Source organism: Allorhizobium sp. Av2 (assembly GCF_021462805.2).
Classification (GTDB): Bacteria; Pseudomonadota; Alphaproteobacteria; order Rhizobiales; family Rhizobiaceae; genus Allorhizobium; species Allorhizobium vitis_G.
In genome coordinates this window covers 46,958-69,081 of the sequence record NZ_CP192698.1, presented here as the reverse complement: position 1 = coordinate 69,081, position 22,124 = coordinate 46,958, and the positions used below count along the sequence as shown (strand labels likewise).

Below are 22,124 nucleotides of genomic sequence, written 5' to 3'. Positions count from 1 at the left end.
TAATCAGGCTTTTTCGAGTGCGATAAGCTTCAATGTCTCCTCGCGGATGTCGGACAAAATTTCGCGCTTGTAAGCACTGAAATTAGGATCTGTCAGAACCTCGTAGGAACGCGGGCGGTCAAGTTTTATCTGCATATCCTTTTTGATCCGGCCGGGGCGGCTGGCCAGGACGACGACCCTGTCCGCGAGGAAGATCGCCTCGTCGACATCGTGGGTCACGAATACGACCGTGACTTTGTGGTCTTCCCAGATCTTCAAGAGCAGTTCCTGCATCATCCCGCGTGTCTGGGCGTCGAGAGCGCCGAACGGTTCGTCCATCAACAGGATCGAGGGCTTGTAGACGAGCGCACGCGCGATCGCCACGCGCTGGCGCATGCCACCAGAAAGTTGCTTGGGATAGGCCTTTTCAAATCCTGACAGACCGACCGCATGTACGAAATGTTTGACGAGTTCGTCTTTTTCCGTCCTCGAGAATGTTGTTTTCTCAAGGGCGAAACGGATGTTGCGCTCGACCGTCATCCATTCAAATAGGCTGTACGTTTGGAAGACGAACCCCCGGTCACGTCCGGGGCCATTGACGGGGCGCCCCTCAGTTAGAATTTCGCCGAAGGTTGGCTCGTCCAGCCCCCCGATCATGTTGAGCAAGGTTGACTTGCCACAGCCAGACGTGCCGACGATCGAGACGAATTCATTTGCGTGGATAGTCAAATCGATACTGTCGATCGCGACCATGGTGTGGCCGGATACAGAGAAATTCTTGCCAATTCCAACGACGGAGATCTTGGCCTGGGGATTGGATTTTTCGAGTGGCGCGTTCATCGTGTCTGACTGCTCCATTTAAAAAGCGATTTGCCCGCGCGTTTGAAGAAATAGTCTGTTAACAGGCCAAGCAAGCCGATGAATAGCGTTCCGAATAGAATGGTGTCGGTGGACAGGTAGCGCTGCGCATCCATGATCCGGCGGCCGAGGCCGGCATTGGCCGCAACGAGCTCCGCGACGACGAGATAGGTCCACGTCCAGCCAATCGTGATGCGGAAGGTATCCCATATTCCGGGCAACGCTGCAGGAAGGATGATCCGCCTCAGGATCTCGTTATTGTTGAAGCCGAGGGTCTGTCCCGCGCGGATCAGATTGATGTCGATATTTTTCACATTATCCATGATCATCAGGGACTGCTGGAAAAACGTTCCAAGGAATAGGATTAGGATTTTCTGTGCATCTCCGATTCCAGCCCAGAGTATGGAGAGCGGAATGAGGGCGACAACGGGCATGTAGCGGACCGTCGAAATGAGCGGTTCGAAAAGGCCTTCGACCAACCGGAAATTCCCCATAAGGATACCAATCGGCACAGCTACGACCGTCGCCGCAAGCCACCCAATGACGATCCGGTAGACGCTGACAGACGCGTCAGCGAAAAGAATTCCTTCAGTCAGCTGTCGCCAGCCCTCGCCGATGACGCTTCCTGGGCTTGGAAGAAAAAGTGGCTTCACGAGACCCAACCAAGTGATCGCCCACCAGACTATAAGAATGATAGCGGGAATCACGAAGCCGGCCGTGGCGAAGATGCTATCGGGGATTTCCTGCCTCAGACGAAGCAGGCCCTTTTTCTTGGTTCTGGCTTCCCGGCGGACTGATTGAATAGCTGTCACGAAAACTCTCCAGTTTGTGGAGATCCGGCGATCGTTTCCGGTCGCCGGACAATCGGCTTACTGCTGAGCTGCAATGGCGTGCAGCTGATCCATCATCAACAGGTCTTCCGGCTTCGGGACGACCTTGATGTTCTTCGGGTTGGTTGCATGGGAAATCTCTCCCACGACTTGCAGTGAAGCTTGGAACTCACCCTTCAAAGCCTCGACGTTTTCCTTGATATTGTACAGGCGCACGCCCTTGAAGGCGGGTTCGAATTCTTTCATCGGGCTTCCAACGGCCTTGGCAATGATGCTCTTTCCATCTTCGGGATTTGACCGAATGAAATTAATCGCGTCGTCCCAGGCGAGGATGAGGCCCTTCACGTCGTCCGGGTTGGACTTGATCCACGCCGACGACGCTGTCAGCATGTCACCGATGAGTCCGGGTTTCTCGGCTGCGGTATAGATGACCTTGTAGTCTCCGCCCTGAGAAAGCGTTGTCGAGATATACGGCTCATAGGTGACGGCCGCATCAACGCGGTCGGCGATAAGGGCGAGCCCTGCCTCCGACGCCCCCATGGGGACATGTTCGATATCGGCGATTGTCATACTATTTTGCTTGAGGGCATAATTGATCAGCAAATCGCTCGTTGCGCCTGCCTCGAATGCCACCTTCTTGCCCTTTAGCTCCGTGATCGAGGCAATCCCCTTCCCCGCAATGATGCCGTCTGCCTCGAACGAAAGGTCCATGATCAGAAAGCCCTTCTGGTCGACACCCGAATTGAAGTTCGTGACCATCCCATTCGTCGCCCCGGCGATCACGTCGAGATTGCCGCTAGCCAGCGCTGCCGTCATATCTTGGTCCCAGTTGAAGGTAGTAAGAGCGACGTCAACATTGTGCTTTTTGAAGTAGCCCTTCTCCTCAGCCACCCACAGGGGACCATATCCAAGCCACGGTTGGAGGCCGAGTTTGATGGTATCGGCATGGGCCGAACTAAACGAGGAGGCTGCAAGAACTGCGGCAATTGCTAATTTCTTTATCATGATGCTGTCATCCCCTTTTCACTTTGATTTTTTGATGCGTGGTCAGCAGACCATTCCTCTGACGCCTTTGAAAGACGCGCGAGCAGGTTGAGCGTTATTTTTGCTACATCATTTGCTTCTTCCCCAGTTGGTAGAGCACCGAGCCACGCCACGGAACTGGCCGAGAAGATAAGCCCTCCAGATGCGAGATAGCGCACCGTCATTTCCGCGCACCGGCGGCCGGCCATCTCAGCCTCACCACCAGCGTACCATCGCGACGGGTCGTGGTAGAAGCTGTCGGGAAATCCTGTCGCGCGGGCGATAACTCGAGTGTCTCTGGAGGTACCCATTCGGAAATCCGTGGCATCTACTTCATAGCCTGCTGCTGCGCCGAGAACGATGCCGTCTTGGCCGAAAGTATCCGCTTCGACACCCTCAAAAAGCCATGCGTGTTCATCCGTGTAGCTCTCATCGACGCGTGAAAATGGTCGCCCAAGGCCGAAGCCCATCAAAGATATTGCGACACCTGTAAGGCTGAATTCCCCACGGCCGCGCGATCGCAAATGGCCGCCGGGTTCATTGTTGAGGGCTAAGGCCTGCTCCCCCACCGGACCATCCCATGTTCGGCCTGCTTCTAGCGGTGAGCGCCGTAGTTCCATGATATCGTCTCGGAAAGCGACCGTACCGGCGAAGCCATTGCCGCCGAGATAGGCTATGCTTCCACCTTGCGCCGCAAACGTGCGATAGGCAGTCTCCATTTCAACTGACAGATATTCCGGATGGCTGCCTGTTACTACGGCACGGTATCCGCCAAGTCCCGCCACCCCACGGATGTGGAGGTCATGGTCAGTGATCACGTCGATCTTGACGCCATGGGCGCGGCAAAATCGGAGAAAATGCAGATCGACCGGAAGATTGTGGGGACAATCTCCGAGTGGATAGCGATAGTCATCTCGCAGGGTCGCTTTAGGCTTCTCATATGAGCAGATCGACACGCCGCTTAGGTCATTGTGAAAGTCGTATAGCGACCTGAAATCATTATCTATAGCAAGGCGATGGCCTCGGTCGTCGCACTGCCACGGGTAAAGATGTTTAGGAAGCAATTCATCGGCGTATGCAAGGTAGGTCGCTGTCGGCACGATGAATACCAGGGGTGCGGTCGGCTTAGGCGCTGCGACGAAAAAGACAATCTGCTCAGTTGTGTCCCCGACCAGTATCTCGAATGCATATATACCCGAGCATGCGCCCTCGAGTATCGAGGCTCGGTAGGAGGCCGGCCAATTCAGCGACCCCATATCGTCGTCATGGCAATGGATGGCATCGTAGTGAGACGGGGCAAGGCGCGGGTCAAACGTAGAGCCGTCCCAGCGGGCGGAGGCGACGCAGAATGTCGGTAGATTTACAGCGTCCAACATTAGTTCGGAAGGTCCGCTGAACGAGGCAATTGGCCCATCGGGCAGGATGGTTGGAAATTTCCATCTAATCTGCCCATGCTTCGTTTCGATGGCGACAGATGCGAAGCGAGCGTTAAGGGAGGGCTGTGTGAAGTCAGCGCGCGAACCGAAAAGAATATCATCCGCACCTAGACCCGGGGCCACTTCCTGTAGTGACCAGGTGGCGGCAACAGGCGATAGAAGGTCACGGGAACTCAAGCTCACTGTGATGGATTGGTCTCCGAACGCAATTGTTACATGATTCCAGACCCGGGGGGGGAAGTCTATTTTGGTATCGTGACATTGCCCGGCGCAAACGACGAAGAGCCGACTTCCTGTCAGGGTGAAAACAGTTGCGCCAGCGTCCAACAACGTACGTGGCCCTTCGCTTCCAGTGAGAAAGAGTTCAAAGGCGACACCAGCAACATGGCCGACTTTCTGCAGCTCGGAAAGTGCGATTTTAAGGTAGGAGCCTTGATTGAAGCTTCGGTGTTCGGGTAGCGTAGACAGGTTTTGGACGGGCCAGTCAATTATCGGTAGACCCGCGATATCCAGCCGTCGCAGCCGAACCGCTTCAGGAAAATCGCTGCACGACAAGTGAAGGTCTACGGTGGCGCCATTCGCCACGGTCCACGGCGTCGTGTAACCCACAACGTTCATTGCAGCGTGATTGATACGCCTTTTCATGTGATGCCGCCCAGTAATTTGGCTGCTTTTGTGCAGCGTGACCCCGATCTGTTGATCTGAGATCAGATACCCCTTATTGATTGGACATTACTGTAGGCGAATCTCAATTTAGGGGTATAACCCGATGGGGGTATCCCACTATGCTCGGCACACAGTTGGGCAGTTTGGCGAGCGCGATCCGAGAAATCGGAGGGTCAGATTTTTACCAGCACGCCTGCGATTATCTATATTCCTGCCTAATACATCCCATACATGAGGTTGCTGCTCTCCTTAGGTCTTCGACAAACCAGGGCAGATGGTCTCATCCGCCGAGGGGAGCAGCAACCTCATGTATGGGATGTATTACAGCCAGCTTGAAGGTTTTGACATTAAGCTATCTTATCCGAGAGGTCAGTTGGATCATTGGAGACAGATAAAACGAAATGCGCACAATCTTTTGAAATGCATGAAAAAATCGACGTCTATATTGGGGGATTCAATTATGGGAACCACTTTGTCTGACAAACAGTTTTCGATGCACGAAGCCGCGAAAGATGCAGATGACCGCATTGAATACTATTTTTTGTTGGCGGATTTTGGAACTGCATACGGAAAATTGGCATTGAGCGTCGTGAACAACGACGCTGTCGGGGGGCAACTGCAAACTACTTTTTCATGAATCAAGCGTTATTTGAGGGGGTATCTCTCAGTAATGATAAGCTTGGACCTGATCTTGGACCTGATGGAGGCTAATTTTACTGCCCGAAAAGTATATGGAGGAGAGCTCAACTACGATGTCATACAACAGTACCACCAAAGCGTTTTCGGAACGTACAGCGTCAGCGCCGATGCGTGGACACCTAATTTTGCGCGGAATTACCAAAGCACCGAGGCCATATTCCGTGAATTGCTCAATTGCAGCAATCCGTCGACGATGCCGTTTAGTCGCGAAATCAATGTCTTGTTTTGTTAAGTCAGACGGAAAATAAATTTAGTTACATCTGAGGGACGCTCATGATTAACGAGAAAGAGAATTTATCTCAGGCGATATTATCAGTTGGAAAGCCGGATTTCTTTAACGATTTTTGCGCCTATGTCAGATCATTTGTAAGATATGACAATGTAATATTTATAACTTACCAAAACAGCTATGCACCAAATCTACATTTTCACTCGCATAGTGGGTGCAATGTATTTCGCTATATATATAAAGAATACATGTCAGGCGCCTTTCTTTTTGACCCGGTTTATCTATATCATAAAGAATCTGGTGGAGACGGTATATTTCGTCTATCAGATATTTCAAAAACCCAATTCGAAACAACAGAATATTATGAAACGTATTATAATCGGATCGGCATTACCGACGAACTGACCGTTGTCGCATGCGTGGATGCCAATGCCACGATGACTGTTTCACTTGGCAAGGACAGTACATCCGGACAGTTTTTTTCTTCAGGCGACGAAAGTCATTTGTTGGAGCGTCAGTCCATCATCATGGCTCTGCTGAAATCCCATTGGGAATGGGACGGCAGCAAATTCGCGTCCAACAAACAGGACCTGCTGGCAGGAGTGGCCGACTTCATCAGCCTGTTCCGAAGCCGGCACGGGATAAATCTTACGCAAAGACAGGCTCAGGTTGCCTTGCTAATACTGCGGGGCCATTCGTCGGAATCAATCGGCCTCAACCTGAATATCAGCCCCCAAACCGTCAAGGTTTTCAGAAAGCAGATTTATCAAAGGTGCCAGATATCTTCGCTGGCTGAGCTGTTCACCCTGATGATGCCTTTACAGGAAGAGATTTCGGCCATGCCCTACCGTGCGAAGACCACTCCCGCCAGCTTGTGTCTTTAGATTGCCGAATTTTCTGACCGGTACAAAGATGGCCGACGCTCACCTGTAGACAGCCGTTCCTCTGTCAGCGTGGTAAAAGACTGAACGGATTTTCGCAAATCCGGTAAAGTTCACCGTAAACACCCTTGCCCGCGGCCACGACAACCGCGCCCTGCTGCAACACGTTTTGGGCATCTGGCTGGAGAATCTCACCGCCCGCTTCCTCTATCAGCAACAGGCCTGCAACACAGTCCCAGGCATTCATGTGCTCTTCAACATAGCCAATGAGCCGCCCTGACGCGACATAGGCCAGGTTGAGGCCACCTGAGCCGGAGCGATAGAACGCGCCGCCATTGCCCAGGATACCAGAGATCAGGGGCAACACGTTTGCCACATCCTTGTGTCGGCAATAGTCAAGCCCCACTACACCGTCTGCGAGGCTTTTTGCTGATGAAGCGCTTATGGCAATCCCGTTCAAAAACGTGCCGCCTTGCTTGAAGGCATGGAAGGTTTCATTGCTCACCGGCTCATGAATAACGCCGATCTCTGCGATACCCCGCCTGCAGCAGGCAATGATGACGCACCATTGGGGTATGCCGCGAACATAATTTGCGGTGCCATCAATAGGATCGATCACCCAGACATAGTCCGACTGACCCGCAGTTGGCGCCTGTTCCTCGCCAACAATTCCGTCCTGCGGGAAATACCGGGCAAGTTCACTGCGCACAAACCTTTCCACCCGCCTGTCAGCCTCGGAAACCAGGTCGTGGTGCCCCTTGCTTTCAATGGTGATCGTATCGAGTCGACGATAATATTGCATGGCAAGCGCGCCGGCGCGCCTCGCAAGATCAATCGCAAAATCTGTTCGTTCATCTGCGTTCATGAGGTCTCCTGAAGCCAGGGCAGCGTTTGCATGATGCGTTGGTTTGCCGTGCTGCGGGGTTGCCGTTACTTCCAGAATATCCAGCCACAGGTAGAATCTGAGCACTATCCAGTGCGCGTCTTTTGAGCCCGACCGGGACCTAACCAATACATATATTTTGCCTGAGCCATACCACGTTGGGGGTATCAACGCGGTGCCTGATTTGGCCAAGACTCCAGCCGGTCAAGTTTGGAGTGGTGGGCATGTTCTTTGCCCCTATCCGATTTGGTAGAGATTCAAGTCTTCTCCCTCCCCCGGACGGCGAAGGCGGATTATGCGAGATACGATGACCTCAACCGCCCAGACACTGCGCTTCGACGGCCTGCACCTTTGTCGCGGGTCATACCCACTCGAAATCCACCCCGATGAAATTCACGTCTGGCTGGTGGCCTCTGACGTGTGGGGGAACAGCGCGGCACCTGATCGCAATGTTCTGAGCGCTGGGGAACGTGCCAAACTGTCCCGCCTGCGATTGGAGTCCGACCGCCGGTCTTATCGTGTTGCGCATGAAACACTGCGGCAGTTGCTCTCCGCCTACTGCCCGTCAGTGGAGCCAAAAGCATGGCAATTTGAGTACGGGACGGCAGGTCGACCGGACCTGAAGGCTTCAGAATCCGGGCTGACTTTTAACCTTTCGCATACTTGCGGCCAGGCTGCCCTTGCCTTCGCCCGTGACTGCCAACTGGGCGTCGACGTAGAAACGGTGATCGCCGATACTGATCTGGATCTGGCAGAATCCATATGCACCACCGACGAACTCCGAGCGTTGCGCGCCCTTCCACAGGTCGACCAACCACGGCGCTTCACGCAACTTTGGACGCTGAAAGAGGCTTATCTAAAAGCCATTGGCAAAGGACTGAGCCAGTCTCCACAATCAATAGGCTTTCGATTTTTGGAAAGTGTTGAGATCAGTCATCAGATTATGGAACCTCTTGATGCACCAAATGCAAATTTCCGTTTTTGCAGTTCCCAAGTCAGCGCCACCCAATCGCTTGCCGTAGCCTGGGGTACACCTGAGGCAAGGCCCAAACGCCGGCTAAAAATTGTCCGGCTAGCTCCCGATCAATTGGCTGCTGTGATGCAAGGCTGTTTCCCCGGTCATGATCAAGATACGCGAGCCCTTTGTTCGCCTTCAATCAGCACGGCAGTCGCTCGCGCGAATTTTGCCAAAAAGGGTGACCCATGCACAATGTCGGCGTGAGCGCAGAAGCTTCACATCCGCCAGCCCACACCTTGCCGATGCTGGCCCTACATGCTAATCAGGCGGCCACGCTGCTCAATCTGGCACGCACGTACCAAACCTCGTTTGGCGCTGTCTTGCGTGCGACGGTGGCGGCGATTTTTGTGGGGCCGCTTCAGCAAGAAAATATTTCGATTGAGATCAAGGGTTCGGACGGGAAGCTCAGGCTTCTTCCTGTTTCCTGCACCGATAAGATCATCCCATTTGGTTCTTATGCGAACGGTCTGGCCGCGGGACTGACTGAAGACGGCCACGCAAGGTCACCAGTTCAATTCCGGGTAAATCTTACTGATCCAAAAGCTGATGGCACCCGCACTCCATGGTTTTACGTCGACTGTACGTGGACCAATGGCGACGGCATGATTGAACTGATCCCCGGTTCGGAAGTATCGGGCGCATATCTGCGCTTCGTCGCCACAATCCTTGAAAAGACAGTTGCCATTGTGAGTGCCGATCCAGAGATCAGTTTGGAGCAATTGTCCGAGCAGGTGGAAATACCGTGGCGCTTGCGTTCATGGGAAATAGGGGATGACGGGATCGATCCGGATTTTTGTGTGCCCGATTTGCTTCAGTCGCAGTTTGACCGCCCCCCGGGTGGCATTGCGGTAGACGACGGGCAGGTAATTCTGACTTATGCGGAACTTGAAAGGCGCTCCGCCATATTCGCCGGACGATTGCAGGCCAAGGGCGTCGGCGTTGGCTCGATTGTCGGCGTTTTCTGCCATCGATCCGCAGAAATGGTGATTGCCCTGCTAGCGATCATGCGGTCGGGCGCTGCCTATTTGCCTTTGCAGCCTGACCTGCCGCAGGACCGTGTTACGTTCATGATGGCGGATGCAAAAATCGATGTGCTTACCTACCATCCCGATTATGCCTCCACCCTGCCCGACCATGCGGCAGTTTCCCTGGCCATTGATGATTGGAACGGTGACCGCGGACATTTTCTGCCGCCGCAGATCGCACCGGATGACCGCGCCTATGTAATTTACACCTCGGGTTCCACCGGGCGCCCCAAGGGCGCAGCCAATACACATCGGGCACTGAGCAACCGCCTGCTTTGGATCCAGTCCCTCATTCCGCTTGGTATCGATGACGTGGTGTTGCAAAAAACGCCGTTCAACTTCGATGTGTCAGTCTGGGAATTTTTCTGGCCCCTACTGGTTGGTGCGCGCATCGTTCTTGCAAAGCCTGAAGGCCACAAGGATCCGGATTACCTTGCCGACCTGATCCGCGAGAAGCAGGTTACCCTGTGCCATTTCGTGCCTTCAATGCTTCAGGTTTTTCTTCAGGAGCAACGGCTGCAGGATCGCTGCGTGACCCTGCGCAATGTTTTGTGTAGTGGCGAGGCGCTCTCAGGAGCGTTGCGCAACCGCTTCTTCTCCGGCCTTCCAGCCACTCGTCTGCACAATCTTTATGGCCCTACTGAAGCGGCCATCGATGTCAGCTATTTTGAATGCCGCACCTCAAACACCTGCCTATCGGTGCCGATCGGGTTTCCTGCAGCCAATACCATCCTCGCCATCATGGGTGCCGATGGGCAGTTTTTGCCACCAGGCGAGCGCGGAGAACTTTTGATTGGCGGGGTGCAACTGGCCGAGCAATATCTCAATCGGCCCGACCTGAATGCAGAAAAGTTCCGCCAAATTCATTACCCGCCGTTGGACCGGATGCAGCGCTTTTACCGCACCGGAGACATCGCCCACTACAATTATCAGGGTGAACTCATTTATGGCGGCCGTATCGACGACCAGGTGAAGATCCGCGGGGTGCGGATTGAACTTGGCGAAATCGAAGCATTGCTCAATCAGGCGCCGGGCGTGCTGGAATGTATGGTTGTGCTTGATGATCGCGCCGCACCGCGGCTTGTCGCGGGCATCGTCAGCGCGGAACCGTCAGAAGTCGACATCACAAGAATCAGGACATTCCTTGAAAAGCAATTGATGCCTGAAATGATGCCACAGGACATCCGCCTGATCGATAGCATTCCACTTTCGGTAAACGGAAAGGCGGACCGCAAAGCGGTGAGAGAAGTCCTGTTTGCGACCCCAAAGAAGCCTGCTGCGGAGGCCAATAGCGCGCCCCTGCAGCAGGATCAGGCTGAGTTGGCTGGCATCTGGTCGGAAATTTTGGGCCAGAAACCTGCGGGGGTGGATGCCGATTTTTTTGCATGGGGTGGAGACTCGTTGTCAGCGGCGCGCTTGGCCAACCGTATCCGCAGGCGACTAATGCGGAATGTCAGTGCGCTCGATGTACTGGGAAACCCGCGTTTTGGTGACTTATTCGCAATTTGTAAAAAGGCCTCGGCAGCGGAAGAAGAGCTACTTCCCGAAATTCGGCTAGAACACGCTGCCCGCCTGACGTCAACGCAGGAGCGGCTTTTTTTTCTTAACCAGCATCGCCCAAATGGCGAGGCTTACAATGTGCCGATAGCGCTTCACCTACATGGCGCGCAGGGGCCTGAGCGCCTGCGGCACGGGCTTCGTGCGATCGTTGCCCGGCACGAGATGTTGCGTATGAGATTCGACAGCTCCGGACCGACAATCACCCAGCAGGCTTTACCGCCGGATTCCAACATTGAATTTGAGGCTTCAAGCCGGGTCGAGACAATCGAAGTGGCCCAGAACACTGCTGAACGAATGGCCCGTCGGCGATTTGACTTTGATCGCGAAACACCACTTCGCGCATTTTACATTCCGTTCGGCTCCGATGAGGCGCTGCTTGTGCTTGTCATCCATCACATTGCCGTCGACGGCTTGTCGGAAAAACTGATCATAGACGAGCTTGGCGAATTTATACGGCATGATCAAATGCCGAAGAATCCGGAAACTGCGCGGTTTTCGGCATTTGCAAATGCACGGCGGACGATGCAGATGCGTAAGGATTTCGCGCGTGAAAAAGCCTATTGGGCCACAAAACTCGACAACGCGATCCCGGCGTCAATTCCGCGCATGGCTGACCTTTCCGACAGACCCTACGATTCAAATGTCGGAGAGAATTACGCTTTTACCTTCACCGAAGAGGCTAGCCGAGCCTGCTTCTCGCTTGCAAGAAGGCACCGAACCACCAGTTACGTCATCCAGCTCACGGCGTTCTATATATTGCTTAGCAAATATGCTGGCGAAAACGACCTGACGGTAGGCACCACCTCGTCATCGCGCAATGCGCAGGTCCTGGAAAATGTTGTGGGATGCTTCGTCCACACGTTGCCCCTGCGACTGCAAGTACCAATGCAGGCAAGCGTTGAGAATTTTGTCGCTCAGGTTTCTCAAACCGTGATTGAGGCCATTTCCCATCAGGACCTCCCTTTTGAGGATATGGCGGCCCTTTCCGGCGCCTCAGGCACCGAACATCCTTTACTGGACTGTTTTTTCTCCGAGCAGGACGGTTATTCCACGTCATGGTCCGAGGCCGGGGTTTCCTTTGAAACTGTCACCCTTGATCTGGGTACCGCGCAATTCAACCTGGCATTGCTGGTTGCGCCCGCTAACAATGGTCCGGTTCGCGCACGGTTCGAGTTCCGGTGCGACCGCTATCCGCGATCTTTCATTGCACATCTCGCGGGCCGAATGTCTTCCATTCTGGAGGCCATGCAAACGGCAACTACCGTCGCAGATGCCGCACTTGCCAGTCCGGCTGACATCGCTGAAATTTGCAGGATCGGCGCAGGACCTGTTGTTCCCCGAGAGGCGAATAGCGGCGTTCATACGCAAATTCTGGAGCACGCGTACGGACCCGACGCCAACAGTATCGCAATTGATGCAGAAGCTGACGGACGCTGGACCTATGCTGATCTGGAAAGGCATAGCAGACGGATTGCGACGGCGCTAAGACGCCACAATGTGGTCCCCGGTGAAATCGTCGCGGTGGAGGCCGTCAGCGCACCAGACACAATCGCTGCCTATCTCGCAGTCCTTCGCATCGGCGCGACGTATCTTCCTTACGACCCGCAGTTGGGGGTCATTACGCGCGACGAGATTTTCGACGAGAACAATATCAAGATTGTTCTTTCAACAAAATCCGATGCCACCCGATCGATACGCACATACCTTGGCTTTGACAGTTTGGGGGACGCGTTGGATGCCGATATCGATGCGCCAGTTCACCGCGACGATCTGGCCTACGTCATGTATACTTCGGGTTCGACGGGCAAACCCAATGGCGTGGCAATTTCCCATCGTGCCCTGTACAATTCCACACTTGCCCGGATGGAGCATTACCCCGAAACCGTAGACGCCTTTCTTCTCCTGTCGCCCTTTTATTTCGACAGTTCGGTGGCCGGCATTTATTGGACCCTTTGTCAGGGAGGCACCCTGCGCCTGCTGCCGGGGCACAAAGTGGATTTGGCCACGCTGACCACATTGCCAGGTGCTGACCGAATTTCCCACGTACTGACCGTTCCAACACTCTACCAGCTAATCCTGCAATCGGCGGGCGCATCCCGACTTACCGGATTACAGTCTGTAATTCTGGCGGGAGAAAAATTGGAAAGCGATACGGTAACGGCACACCACGAAACGTTTCCGGATGCCGCACTATACAATGAGTATGGGCCGACAGAAGCCAGTGTATGGGTATCAGGTTGGAAGGTTGAAGAGGGCGAGGAACGCATTCCCATCGGTCGTCCCATTGCCAATACCCGATTGTACGTTCTCGACCCTGATCAACGGATTCTACCAATGGGCGCCCTTGGTGAAGTCTGCGTCGCGGGTGAGAACCTTGCACGAGGCTATGTTGCACGGCCAGAGATCACCGGGGCAAGGTTCACTTCAATCTCTGTGGGCAACAATGAGGAGCGGGTTTACCGGACGGGCGACGTGGGGCGCTTCAGGATGGATGGAGCGCTTGAATATTTCGGGCGCATCGACAACCAGATCAAACTGCGCGGCTACCGAATAGAGCCGGAGCAAATCGAAAAAATCCTGAATACGGTGACTGGCATACGCCAATCGGTAGTAGTGCTGAACGGCTCGGGCGGTCGCGCGCGCCTGATCGCCTATGTGGAACAGGATCGCCCTGAAAGCCCACTGGCCGCCGAAGCATTGCGGCGGGCAATCTCTGAACGCCTGCCTGCCTATTATTGCCCGTCTGTGTTCGCCTCCCTGCCCGAATTGCCCCGAACCGCCACGGGAAAACTGGACCGGAAGCGGCTTTCGGCCCTCGCTGTTCCCGAAGCCGAAGTACAGCCGGACAGACCGCTCAGCCCCGACGAAAGCAAGGTTGCCGGGGTATGGCGGGATTTGCTCGGTGTACAGAATATCGATCCCGACCGGAGTTTCTTTGAGGTCGGTGGACACTCCCTTCTTCTGATGAAGCTGCAAAAAGAACTTAACCTGATTGCACCCCGCACCATCGGCATTGTGGAATTGTTTCGCCATACGAGCGTGACCGCACAGGCCAGACTTTTGCAAACCGCCAATACTGCCAACGATGCGCAGTCCCGACCGAAAAAACGTAGCACGAACCCGAATACCATGCGGCGTGGCGTGCAACGGCGCAGATTGGATTGATGTGACGATGGATATGGGTGAAGAAAACGGACCTCCGTTACTACGTGTCGCCATTGTTGGTCTTTCAGGTCGCTTTCCCGGCGCAAACACACCCGACGCACTTTGGGAAATGCTGGCCGAGGGCCGTGAAGGGATCGCGCGCCCGGATGAGGCAGCCCTGAAAGCGGCTTGCGTGCCCGAAGAGGTCTATAAGGATCCTGCTTACGTACGGGCAGCGGGAATGCTCGACACGCCTGATCACTTCGACGCGTCCTTCTTCGGCATTTCGCCGGCGGAGGCCGAGGCCATGGATCCGCAGCAGCGGGTGTTTCTGGAATGTGCCGTGCATGCCTTGGAGGACGCTGGAATGCCGATTGGCGAGATTGACGTGCCGGTTGGCGTTTATGCAGGCGCCGGTTTCAGTTCATACCTTCTGGCAAATGCCCAGGAACTCCTGCGCCGTGCCGATGGAAATCTGTTTGAAGCCCTCATCGGTAATGACAAGGATTTTTTGTGTTCGCGCATCTCCTATCTGCTTGGCCTCACCGGACCCAGCGTTACAGTACAAACAGCGTGTTCCAGTTCTCTTGTCGCCGTCCATATGGCCGCCCAATCTCTGCTGAACGGGGAATGCGATGTTGCCTTGGCGGGAGGTGTATCCATCAGTTTTCCGCATGGCACCGGCTACATATATCGTGAGGGCGGCATTCTTTCGCCTGACGGGCATTGCCGCGCCTTCGATGCGGATGCGGCGGGAACGGTCGGCGCAGGCGGCGCTGGTATTGTGGTGCTCAAAAGATACGAGGACGCTATCGCGGACGGTGACCATGTTCGCGCCGTTCTGCGTGCCACATCCATCAACAATGATGGCAACCAGAAAATCGGCTACACGGCCCCGCTCAGTTCGGGGCAGGCTGAAGTTATTTCAGAGTGCCTGTCCATCGCGCAGCTTGATGCCGAAGACATAGATTATGTCGAATGCCATGGCACTGGCACGCCTTTGGGCGACCCTATCGAAATCGAAGCCCTCAACATGGCATACGGGTTAAACCGGGCAGATCATCAATGCCTGATTGGATCTCTCAAGAGCAATATCGGCCATCTGGACACGGCAGCCGGCGTTGCAGGTCTCATCAAGCTTGTCCTTTCGCTTGAGCATGAGTTGCTGCCGGCTAGCGTGAACTATCAAACACCAAACCCGAAAATCCCGTTTGAAAACGGTCCCTTTGTGGTCAATGACCGGGCAACACCCTGGCGCCGCAATTCTGAACGACCCCGCATTGCCGGGCTTAGCGCGTTCGGCATCGGCGGTACGAATGCACATGTGATTGTGGAAGAAGCACCAGAGCGGCCACCTGCGCCTCCGCTTCAGCGTGTCCCTGTCATCATCCCCTATTCTGCCAAATCCGCGGAAGCTTTGTCGTCATTGTCCCTTCGTCTGGCCGGAGCAATCGAGAAGTGTTCGAATGTAGCGGCATTTGCAGATATCGCCTACAGTCAGGCAATTGGTCGGATCGACTATAGCCATCGGGCCGTCGTGGTCGCCGATACTGCGGAGCAGGCAGCACAGATCCTGCGAAAAGGTGAAAAAGATGTGGGGGTCACCGATGCGCGGGGGGCTGTATTCCTGTTCCCCGGCCAAGGCAGCCAGATGACCGGGTGCGGCGCCGTTCTATACCGGAAGGAGCCGGTTTTTCGCGATGCCATCGATAAATGCATTGAGGCGGCTTCCGGCCGCGATGTCAATTTGCGCAAGCTGCTGTTTGAAGTCGGTGCCGATACCCTGCGAGAAACCCGTTATGCCCAGCCAACAATTTTTGCCCAAAGCTATGCTCTGGCTGAGCTATGGGAAAGTTGGGGAGTCGTGCCCGCCGCCATGATCGGCCACAGTCTAGGCGAATATGTTGCCGCCTGTCGGACCGATGTTTTTTCGCTTTCGGACGCGTTGCATCTGGTGATTGCGCGCGGCGCGCTTATGCAAGCGCAGCCAGCTGGTGCCATGCTGGCTGTCGCACAGGAAGAGACAGAACTGTTACGCCTGTTCGAGGGGCGGCTGGACATTGCCGCCGTTAACGGCCCGGAACAATGTGTCCTTTCCGGTTCAACCGAAGACATAAAAGCGGCGGCGGAAGAACTCGCGGCGATGGATGTGCCTGTTCGTATTCTACTTACCTCGCATGCGTTCCATTCTGAAATGATGGCACCGGTCTGCGAACGTTTTCGCGACGTTGTTTCAAAGACAAAATTACACGCCCCAACCCGGCCATTTTTGTCCAATGTGACAGGCGACTGGATCAAGGACCATGAAGCCCTCGACCCTAATTATTGGGCAGGTCATATCCGGTCCGCCGTCCGTTTTCATGCCGGTATAGAGCGCATCAAGCAGGCGCATCCGGGTGCTGTTATGATTGAGGTCGGGCCAGGCAGGGCCCTTTCCGGGTTGGCTCGGCAGGCAGGTGTCTGGAGCATTTCGAGCCTGCCCGGCGATATGGATGAAAGCCACGAACTGGCGGCGGCGCTCGCCGAGAGCTGGCAGGCTGGCCTCAAAGTGAATTGGGTCGACTATTATGCCGCAGAAGACCGTCAGCGTGTCAGGCTCCCGAACTATCCGTTCGCGCGCAAACTTTACACTGTCGCGTCACCCGGCACCCCAAATGCCGGGATATTCCAACAGCAGCCTCCGTCAGGCGTTGTCGCGAACCCAGACAATAATATTCGCGAACCACCTGTTGCGATGGACACCGGGGAAAATGCCGGTGAGACACTCACCGATTATGAGCGCAAGGTGAAGATGGTTTGGACTGAATTACTGGGCATACCCAACATCAAGACGGACAGTGGTTTTACGGAAATCGGTGGCAGCTCGCTGGCAGCGATTAAGCTCGTTCGCCGCCTGAACGTTACCTTCGGCATAACGCTGCGGGTGCGCGACGTTCTGGAGGCGAGCGATATCAAGGCCCAGGCAGCTCTGATCGAGAAACAGATGTCGACTACGGCAGACAGCGCTTCATAAGGTCTCCCCGCATTGCCAGCCATTCCCGCCGGATCGTGAGAAACGCTGCGCCGAAAAAATCGGAACAATTCCTGAAAGTCAAAATATGACCGAGCGCAATATGCAGGAACTCACGATCACCTGTGAAAACGAAATTGGCAGACGTGCAAGACCGACCTGTGGCCAGCGATATATCTGGCGGGTTCTGCGAGAACTCCATGGCATTGAAACGCTCAATATCCCCGTTGTCATAGAGGTGACACGCGCCATCGACCTTGCCACGGTGAAAGACACAATTTCGTGGTTTGTGAGACGCCACGACGCCCTGCGCACTTTGTTTCCTGTGCAGAATAATGGTGAACCTGAACAGGTCCTGCTAGCAAGTGTGTCTATTCCGGTGACCATTATCGAGTGCGGTGATGGTTCGGTTGAAGACTCTGCTGAATCGCTTGCCACGGAGTTGGAAAATCAACCCTTCGACCTGCCCCGCGACCTACCCGTCAGGTGCGGCATTGTCACCAGCAATGGCACCCCTCAAACAGTCGTCTTGGGATTTTCTCATATGGTCGCTGACGGTTGGTCAAGCAGTATCATCCATGAAGATTTCTCCCGTGCCCTGAATGAAGGCATAGAGGGCCATTCATGGCCCTCCGTTTGGTCACCATTTGACCAGTCCGACTGGGAATTGTCCTCCGAGGGCCAGGACGTATTGACTGCCTCGGAAGAGTATTGGCGCAGCACAGTGCGGCATTTTCCCAGAGCCGTATTCGCCCGGCAATTGACTGACAGCCGGACCGATCAGTGGCATAGCGCCGAAATCCACTCGCTTGCCATGGGTGCTGCAGCCAAGGCAATCGCCGCGCGCACCCATGTCTCGACGGCCACCGTGTTATTGACCAGTCTTGCGTTGATCCTGTCCCGGTTGGTGAAAACACACGATTTTTGCGCCACCATTTTGTACTGCAATCGCACAACCGAAGAGGTGCAGCGCGCTATAGGGAGTTTCCCGCAAGGCACACCGGTCATAGTGGAGTTGGACAGCGGCGATTTTTCCAACGTCCTGACAAACACTCATTTCAACTTGATGGATGCCTATCCCAGCGCCCAGGTCTGGGTACCCGGCGTCGATGCCATATTGCGCGACATCGGCGCCCAAAAGGGAATGGTTTATGAGATCGATACCTCATTCAACATCAGCCACGACGCAACGCTGGACCTTTCAAATACCACACACATGGATGACATCGAGGCCTATCTTGCCGATGCAGCCAACACTGGCAGGATTGTTCATGAGCAGTCACGCGTGTTCGACCTGCACACTTTCAGCGTCAAATCCTACTCGGCTTCTGAAGTGTTCATTCTTGCCGACACCAACTATATCGACAAGGGAGATGTCACCCGGATATTATTCTGTCTGGAGAAGCTGCTGACCACACTCGCGCTCGATCCATCTGCGGACCCGGAAGAGTGCGTGACAAGCTTTGGTATTGCGGCTTGGGAACCATCTGCCGAGTGGCAGAACATTGGTGGTTCGTGGATCAACCTTGCGGCGGTAAGAGATCATTTTCTGGCCACTGGTCTGTTTTCGGATTTCGCCGTGTTTGTAGGTTCCGGCACCGGTCAAATGACCGCTTATTGCATCCTTGAAAAGGGCGCGGTCAATCTCGGTGAATTCATCAATTCCGACCACAAAGACCTGCTGCAAAACCGCAGCACAATGATCCCTCATGAATTCGTGTTGTGCGCAAAGGCGCCTGGTAACGCCCACAGTGAAGTAGACTGGTCAAATGTGTCAGTAGTGCAACGTCTGGTCAGGGATGCCGGCCAGTTCCGTGCCTAGTCATCCCAGAACGCACCGGCAACATATTGATCATAATCAACCAGCGCGCCGGTCATAACGCCGGATTGGGGACTGATCATATAGGCTATGAGAACCGCCAACTGGTCTGGTTTGACCAGTTGGCCCATTGGTTGGCCGGCTTCGGCCTCCTCCAGCCAGCCATCCGATGCGCCATGCCATTTTTTTTGCACCATGTCCTCGCCTTCGGTATCCATCCAGCCGGGCAACACGGCGTTGCAGCGAATGCGTTTGTAGCGATAGCTATGGGCAACGTTTTTAGTCAAAACCCCCAGCGCACCCTTGCTGGCCGAATAGGGTGTCAAATATGGCAGCCCGGCATGAGCGGTCATCGACATGACATTGACGATTGATCCGGGAGCTTCAGCTTCGACCAGTCCTTTCACCACACCCTGGCTCAAAAAGAAGGGACCGCGCACATTGGTGTTGAACAAATAATTGAACAATTCCGGCGTGGTATCGAGCAGCGTGCCGCGATCAGAAGCAGCGGCTGCGTTTACCAGTCCGTTGATCGTTCCAAAACGGCTTGTTGCCTCATCCACGGCCCACAGGCAGATGGTGGGGTCAGAAATGTCCGCCCTGATGAAGACGGCCTCTGCGCCGAGAGTTTCGAGTGCAGCCACAGCGGTTGCGCCCTTCTCTTCAGAACGTCCGACAAGAGCAACCGCTTTGCACCCTTCCCTGACAAGCTGCTTTGCGACAGCCAGACCGAGGCCTTGAGCGCCACCGGTAATCAGGGCGCGGGTATCTTTATTCCGCGTGTTTGAATCAGTCATTCTGGCGTCCTTTCAATCCAACAGGTAGCGATGGTGCGAACTATTGCCGTGTTAGGCTGGGAGTGGCAGGGTCGGCATATGAAAATGCAGCGAAGTCTTGCGGTCGGAGCGTTCTTTCGCCGAAGAGCAGTTGCGCTGAGTCCGGTAAATTCCAGTTCTCCGTGCCGTAATTAAAGGCAAAAACAACATCGCCTCGACGCCGCAGCCTTATGAAATCCGGCAGATCTGTCGTGTGGAGACCAGCCTTTGTCGCCAGCATCGCAATAACCTCATTGAGGAGATCTGCGTCCGGCCAGCAAGCCAGATAATGGTGGTTGTGTTTCGCCGTCAGCGCCAGCCCGCCATTTGCAAAACTTGCGAGGGTTTCCGCGCTCGTCTCGACATATTCCCGCCAGCATATCGCCTTGCCATTGACGGAACCCGAAACGGCAAATTCAAGACCCGGGCGCAGCGATGCGACCTGAATCACGCATACCCCGGTCAGATCGCCCAGGGGGCCGGGAGGCAGATTTGCAGGTATCTTGAACTGCTCGCATCGTGAGCCGCAACGCGGACCATAAAGTACCAACCCGTCGGCACTCTCAAAGGCTCTGATTGCATCCGCGTCAACCTGCACCAGCGCTGGCGCAAGAACTAGCTTATAACCCTTCAGATCGGCGCCGGGTCGGACGAAGTCAACATCAATGCCCAGCCTGCGCACGGCCTCGTACCAGCGAAACATTATTTCTTCAAAACGGTAATCATCACCCTGAGGCTGAATTTGCAGCGCCCAATAGCTCGCAAAGTCATGCACAATCGTGACTGGTGCCTGAACTGTTTCCAAATCGGCATCAAGATTTTGCAGATCTCGACTGACCTGTTGCACTTCATGGCCACCCGGTGACAATTCATGCGCATGTGGCAGGTTAAGACCGGTATGATGTTGTTCCTGTGCGAAGTCGGCCTGTCTCCAGCGGAAATAGCTGACGACATCTGCCCCATGGGCAAAGGCCTCCCAGGTCCAAAGGCGCACCATGCCGGGTTTGGGGACCGGGTTCCAGTCTGCCCAGTTCACCGGGCCGGGTTGTTGCTCCATAATCCAGAACCGCCCCCTGCCCAGAGCACGATAGAGATCGTGGTGAAAAGACGCGATATCGGGGTGCGAGGTCTCCGCAAAGCGCAATTTTTCATCCCCCGTGAAAAACGGCACACAGGACAGGCTCTCGATCGGATAGGAATCCCAAGCGACAAAATCCAGATCATCAGCGACTTTCCAGTGATCGAAATCATTCGCAAAACCCATAAAGTTATGGGTGATCCACCGACCGGGCGAGTGACGTCGAATTAAATCACATTGCGCGCGATTATAGGACGCGACCTGACTGGACGAGAATTCCCAGAAGTCGAGCCGTGCGGCAGGATTGGCCTCCGCGACGGTGAGATTGGTAAGCTCCACCTGATCAAAATCCGTCACTTCCTGAGACCAGAACACATTGGCCCAGGCAGTATTAAGCGCTTCAATTGTCGCATATCGCTTGGCCAGCCATTCTCGAAATGCGTCGCGATCCTCCAGCCCCCAAGAAAGTGTTGTACCGTGGCAGCCATATTCATTGTCGGTTTGCCAACCGACAATCCCTGGATGGTTTCCATAACGATGTGCCACGATCTCGACAATGCGCCGGGATTCCCGAAGCCAGTCGCGAGAGGAAAAACGGCAATGGCGCCGCGAGCCAAAGCGGCGCGATTTACCGTCGGCGCCGTGGGGAAGAACAGAAGGATATTCGTCCACCAACCATTTCGGCGGTGCCGCCGTCGGAGTTCCCATGACGATTCGCAAACCTGCTGAATGGAGGCATTCCACGGCACGGTCGAGCCATTCAAAGTCAAACTTCCCACGCTCGGGCTCAATCCTGGACCAGGCGAATTCACCTATACGGGCGCAGGAAATTCCCAGTTCAACCATGCGCGCGGCATCGCGCGAACACCAGCTCTCGGGCCAGTGTTCCGGGTAATAACAAACCCCTAGCTTCATGGGCGGTGACTCCCAACACGTTTCAAGTCACCCCTACGGCGTCTTGCGCGCGTCGACAACGCGTTCTGTTCTCGGAGGAACCCGCCTGTCGAAGTCGGGGCAATGGAAAATCTATTCTTCAGCAAACGATGTGCCGCATCCGCAAATCCAGTCGTGGGTGGGCAGGTTAATCACGCGGACCATGCGCAGTTATACCGCTTAGGGGGTATAGGCACGAGCCGATGTTCCCCTGAAGTTAGCTGGTACGCATGAATTG

13 protein-coding genes are annotated in these 22,124 nt (G+C 54.8%); 6 read left to right on the top strand and 7 right to left on the bottom strand.

Annotated elements, in window-relative coordinates; all coding sequences use genetic code 11:
• Positions 1 to 3: 3 nt before the first annotated feature.
• The 4 genes from FS819_RS23955 to FS819_RS23940 are packed head-to-tail and all read right to left on the bottom strand — an operon-like array spanning position 4 to position 4,771.
• Entirely contained in the window at positions 4 to 819 is an 816-nt protein-coding gene (locus FS819_RS23955; protein WP_197434145.1) for an ABC transporter ATP-binding protein, read from the bottom strand.
• Positions 816 to 1,649 carry an ABC transporter permease gene (locus tag FS819_RS23950; RefSeq protein WP_234624818.1) on the bottom strand — a complete coding sequence of 278 codons (834 nt, stop codon included), beginning with the start codon at positions 1,647 to 1,649 and terminating at the stop codon, positions 816 to 818. Before FS819_RS23950 ends, FS819_RS23955 begins: the two co-directional genes overlap by 4 nt.
• A 57-nt stretch (positions 1,650 to 1,706) precedes the next feature.
• On the bottom strand, positions 1,707 to 2,672 hold the full coding sequence (locus FS819_RS23945) for an ABC transporter substrate-binding protein (protein ID WP_156549989.1): 966 nt from the start codon (positions 2,670 to 2,672) through the stop codon (positions 1,707 to 1,709).
• Positions 2,669 to 4,771: a N,N-dimethylformamidase beta subunit family domain-containing protein gene (locus tag FS819_RS23940; RefSeq protein ID WP_197434144.1), complete on the bottom strand. Its 2,103-nt coding sequence runs from the start codon at positions 4,769 to 4,771 to the stop codon at positions 2,669 to 2,671. The genes FS819_RS23945 and FS819_RS23940 overlap by 4 nt, the downstream gene beginning before the upstream one ends.
• A gap of 328 nt (positions 4,772 to 5,099) precedes the next feature.
• Here FS819_RS23940 and FS819_RS23935 point away from each other — a divergent pair, with 328 nt between their 5' ends.
• Together FS819_RS23935 and FS819_RS23930 are read left to right on the top strand one after the other, a co-directional pair.
• Positions 5,100 to 5,429: a hypothetical protein gene (locus tag FS819_RS23935; RefSeq protein ID WP_156549988.1), complete on the top strand. Its 330-nt coding sequence runs from the start codon at positions 5,100 to 5,102 to the stop codon at positions 5,427 to 5,429.
• Between the two features lie 335 nt (positions 5,430 to 5,764).
• Positions 5,765 to 6,604, top strand: coding sequence for a helix-turn-helix transcriptional regulator (locus FS819_RS23930; protein ID WP_156549987.1), 840 nt, complete (start codon positions 5,765 to 5,767; stop codon positions 6,602 to 6,604).
• A gap of 64 nt (positions 6,605 to 6,668) precedes the next feature.
• Here the strand turns inward: FS819_RS23930 and FS819_RS23925 are convergent, their stop codons facing one another.
• Complete coding sequence (locus tag FS819_RS23925; protein ID WP_322192757.1) at positions 6,669 to 7,676, bottom strand: inositol monophosphatase family protein; 1,008 nt, start codon at positions 7,674 to 7,676, stop codon at positions 6,669 to 6,671.
• A 115-nt stretch (positions 7,677 to 7,791) separates the two neighbouring features.
• Between FS819_RS23925 and FS819_RS23920 the strand changes: the two genes are divergently transcribed.
• The 4 genes from FS819_RS23920 to FS819_RS23905 all read left to right on the top strand — a co-directional run bounded on the left by FS819_RS23920 (position 7,792) and on the right by FS819_RS23905 (position 19,063).
• Positions 7,792 to 8,706: a 4'-phosphopantetheinyl transferase family protein gene (locus tag FS819_RS23920; protein ID WP_197434143.1), complete on the top strand. Its 915-nt coding sequence runs from the start codon at positions 7,792 to 7,794 to the stop codon at positions 8,704 to 8,706.
• Complete coding sequence (locus tag FS819_RS23915) at positions 8,688 to 14,252, top strand: non-ribosomal peptide synthetase (protein WP_156549985.1); 5,565 nt, start codon at positions 8,688 to 8,690, stop codon at positions 14,250 to 14,252. Before FS819_RS23920 ends, FS819_RS23915 begins: the two co-directional genes overlap by 19 nt.
• Positions 14,253 to 14,259: 7 nt before the next feature.
• Positions 14,260 to 17,244, top strand: coding sequence for a type I polyketide synthase (locus FS819_RS23910; RefSeq protein ID WP_197434142.1), 2,985 nt, complete (start codon positions 14,260 to 14,262; stop codon positions 17,242 to 17,244).
• 85 nt (positions 17,245 to 17,329) lie between these two features.
• On the top strand, positions 17,330 to 19,063 hold the full coding sequence (locus FS819_RS23905) for a condensation domain-containing protein (RefSeq protein WP_156549983.1): 1,734 nt from the start codon (positions 17,330 to 17,332) through the stop codon (positions 19,061 to 19,063).
• Here the strand turns inward: FS819_RS23905 and FS819_RS23900 are convergent.
• Positions 19,060 to 19,857 (bottom strand): SDR family oxidoreductase, encoded by a 798-nt coding sequence (locus FS819_RS23900; protein WP_156549982.1) that lies wholly within the window; start codon positions 19,855 to 19,857, stop codon positions 19,060 to 19,062. The genes FS819_RS23905 and FS819_RS23900 overlap by 4 nt on opposite strands.
• A gap of 40 nt (positions 19,858 to 19,897) precedes the next feature.
• Positions 19,898 to 21,868 (bottom strand): beta-galactosidase, encoded by a 1,971-nt coding sequence (locus tag FS819_RS23895; protein ID WP_156549981.1) that lies wholly within the window; start codon positions 21,866 to 21,868, stop codon positions 19,898 to 19,900.
• Between the last annotated feature and the right edge of the window lie 256 nt (positions 21,869 to 22,124).

Bases quoted from the DNA above. Each gene is read 5' to 3' on its own strand.
- FS819_RS23955 (WP_197434145.1), bottom strand. From the start codon at position 819: ATGAACGCGCCACTCGAAAAATCCAATCCCCAGGCCAAGATCTCCGTC.
- FS819_RS23945 (WP_156549989.1), bottom strand. From the start codon at position 2,672: ATGATAAAGAAATTAGCAATTGCCGCAGTTCTTGCAGCCTCCTCGTTT.
- FS819_RS23940 (WP_197434144.1), bottom strand. From the start codon at position 4,771: ATGAAAAGGCGTATCAATCACGCTGCAATGAACGTTGTGGGTTACACG.
- FS819_RS23935 (WP_156549988.1), top strand. From the start codon at position 5,100: ATGTATGGGATGTATTACAGCCAGCTTGAAGGTTTTGACATTAAGCTA.
- FS819_RS23930 (WP_156549987.1), top strand. From the start codon at position 5,765: ATGATTAACGAGAAAGAGAATTTATCTCAGGCGATATTATCAGTTGGA.
- FS819_RS23920 (WP_197434143.1), top strand. From the start codon at position 7,792: ATGACCTCAACCGCCCAGACACTGCGCTTCGACGGCCTGCACCTTTGT.
- FS819_RS23915 (WP_156549985.1), top strand. From the start codon at position 8,688: ATGCACAATGTCGGCGTGAGCGCAGAAGCTTCACATCCGCCAGCCCAC.
- FS819_RS23910 (WP_197434142.1), top strand. From the start codon at position 14,260: ATGGATATGGGTGAAGAAAACGGACCTCCGTTACTACGTGTCGCCATT.
- FS819_RS23905 (WP_156549983.1), top strand. From the start codon at position 17,330: ATGACCGAGCGCAATATGCAGGAACTCACGATCACCTGTGAAAACGAA.
- FS819_RS23900 (WP_156549982.1), bottom strand. From the start codon at position 19,857: ATGACTGATTCAAACACGCGGAATAAAGATACCCGCGCCCTGATTACC.
- FS819_RS23895 (WP_156549981.1), bottom strand. From the start codon at position 21,868: ATGAAGCTAGGGGTTTGTTATTACCCGGAACACTGGCCCGAGAGCTGG.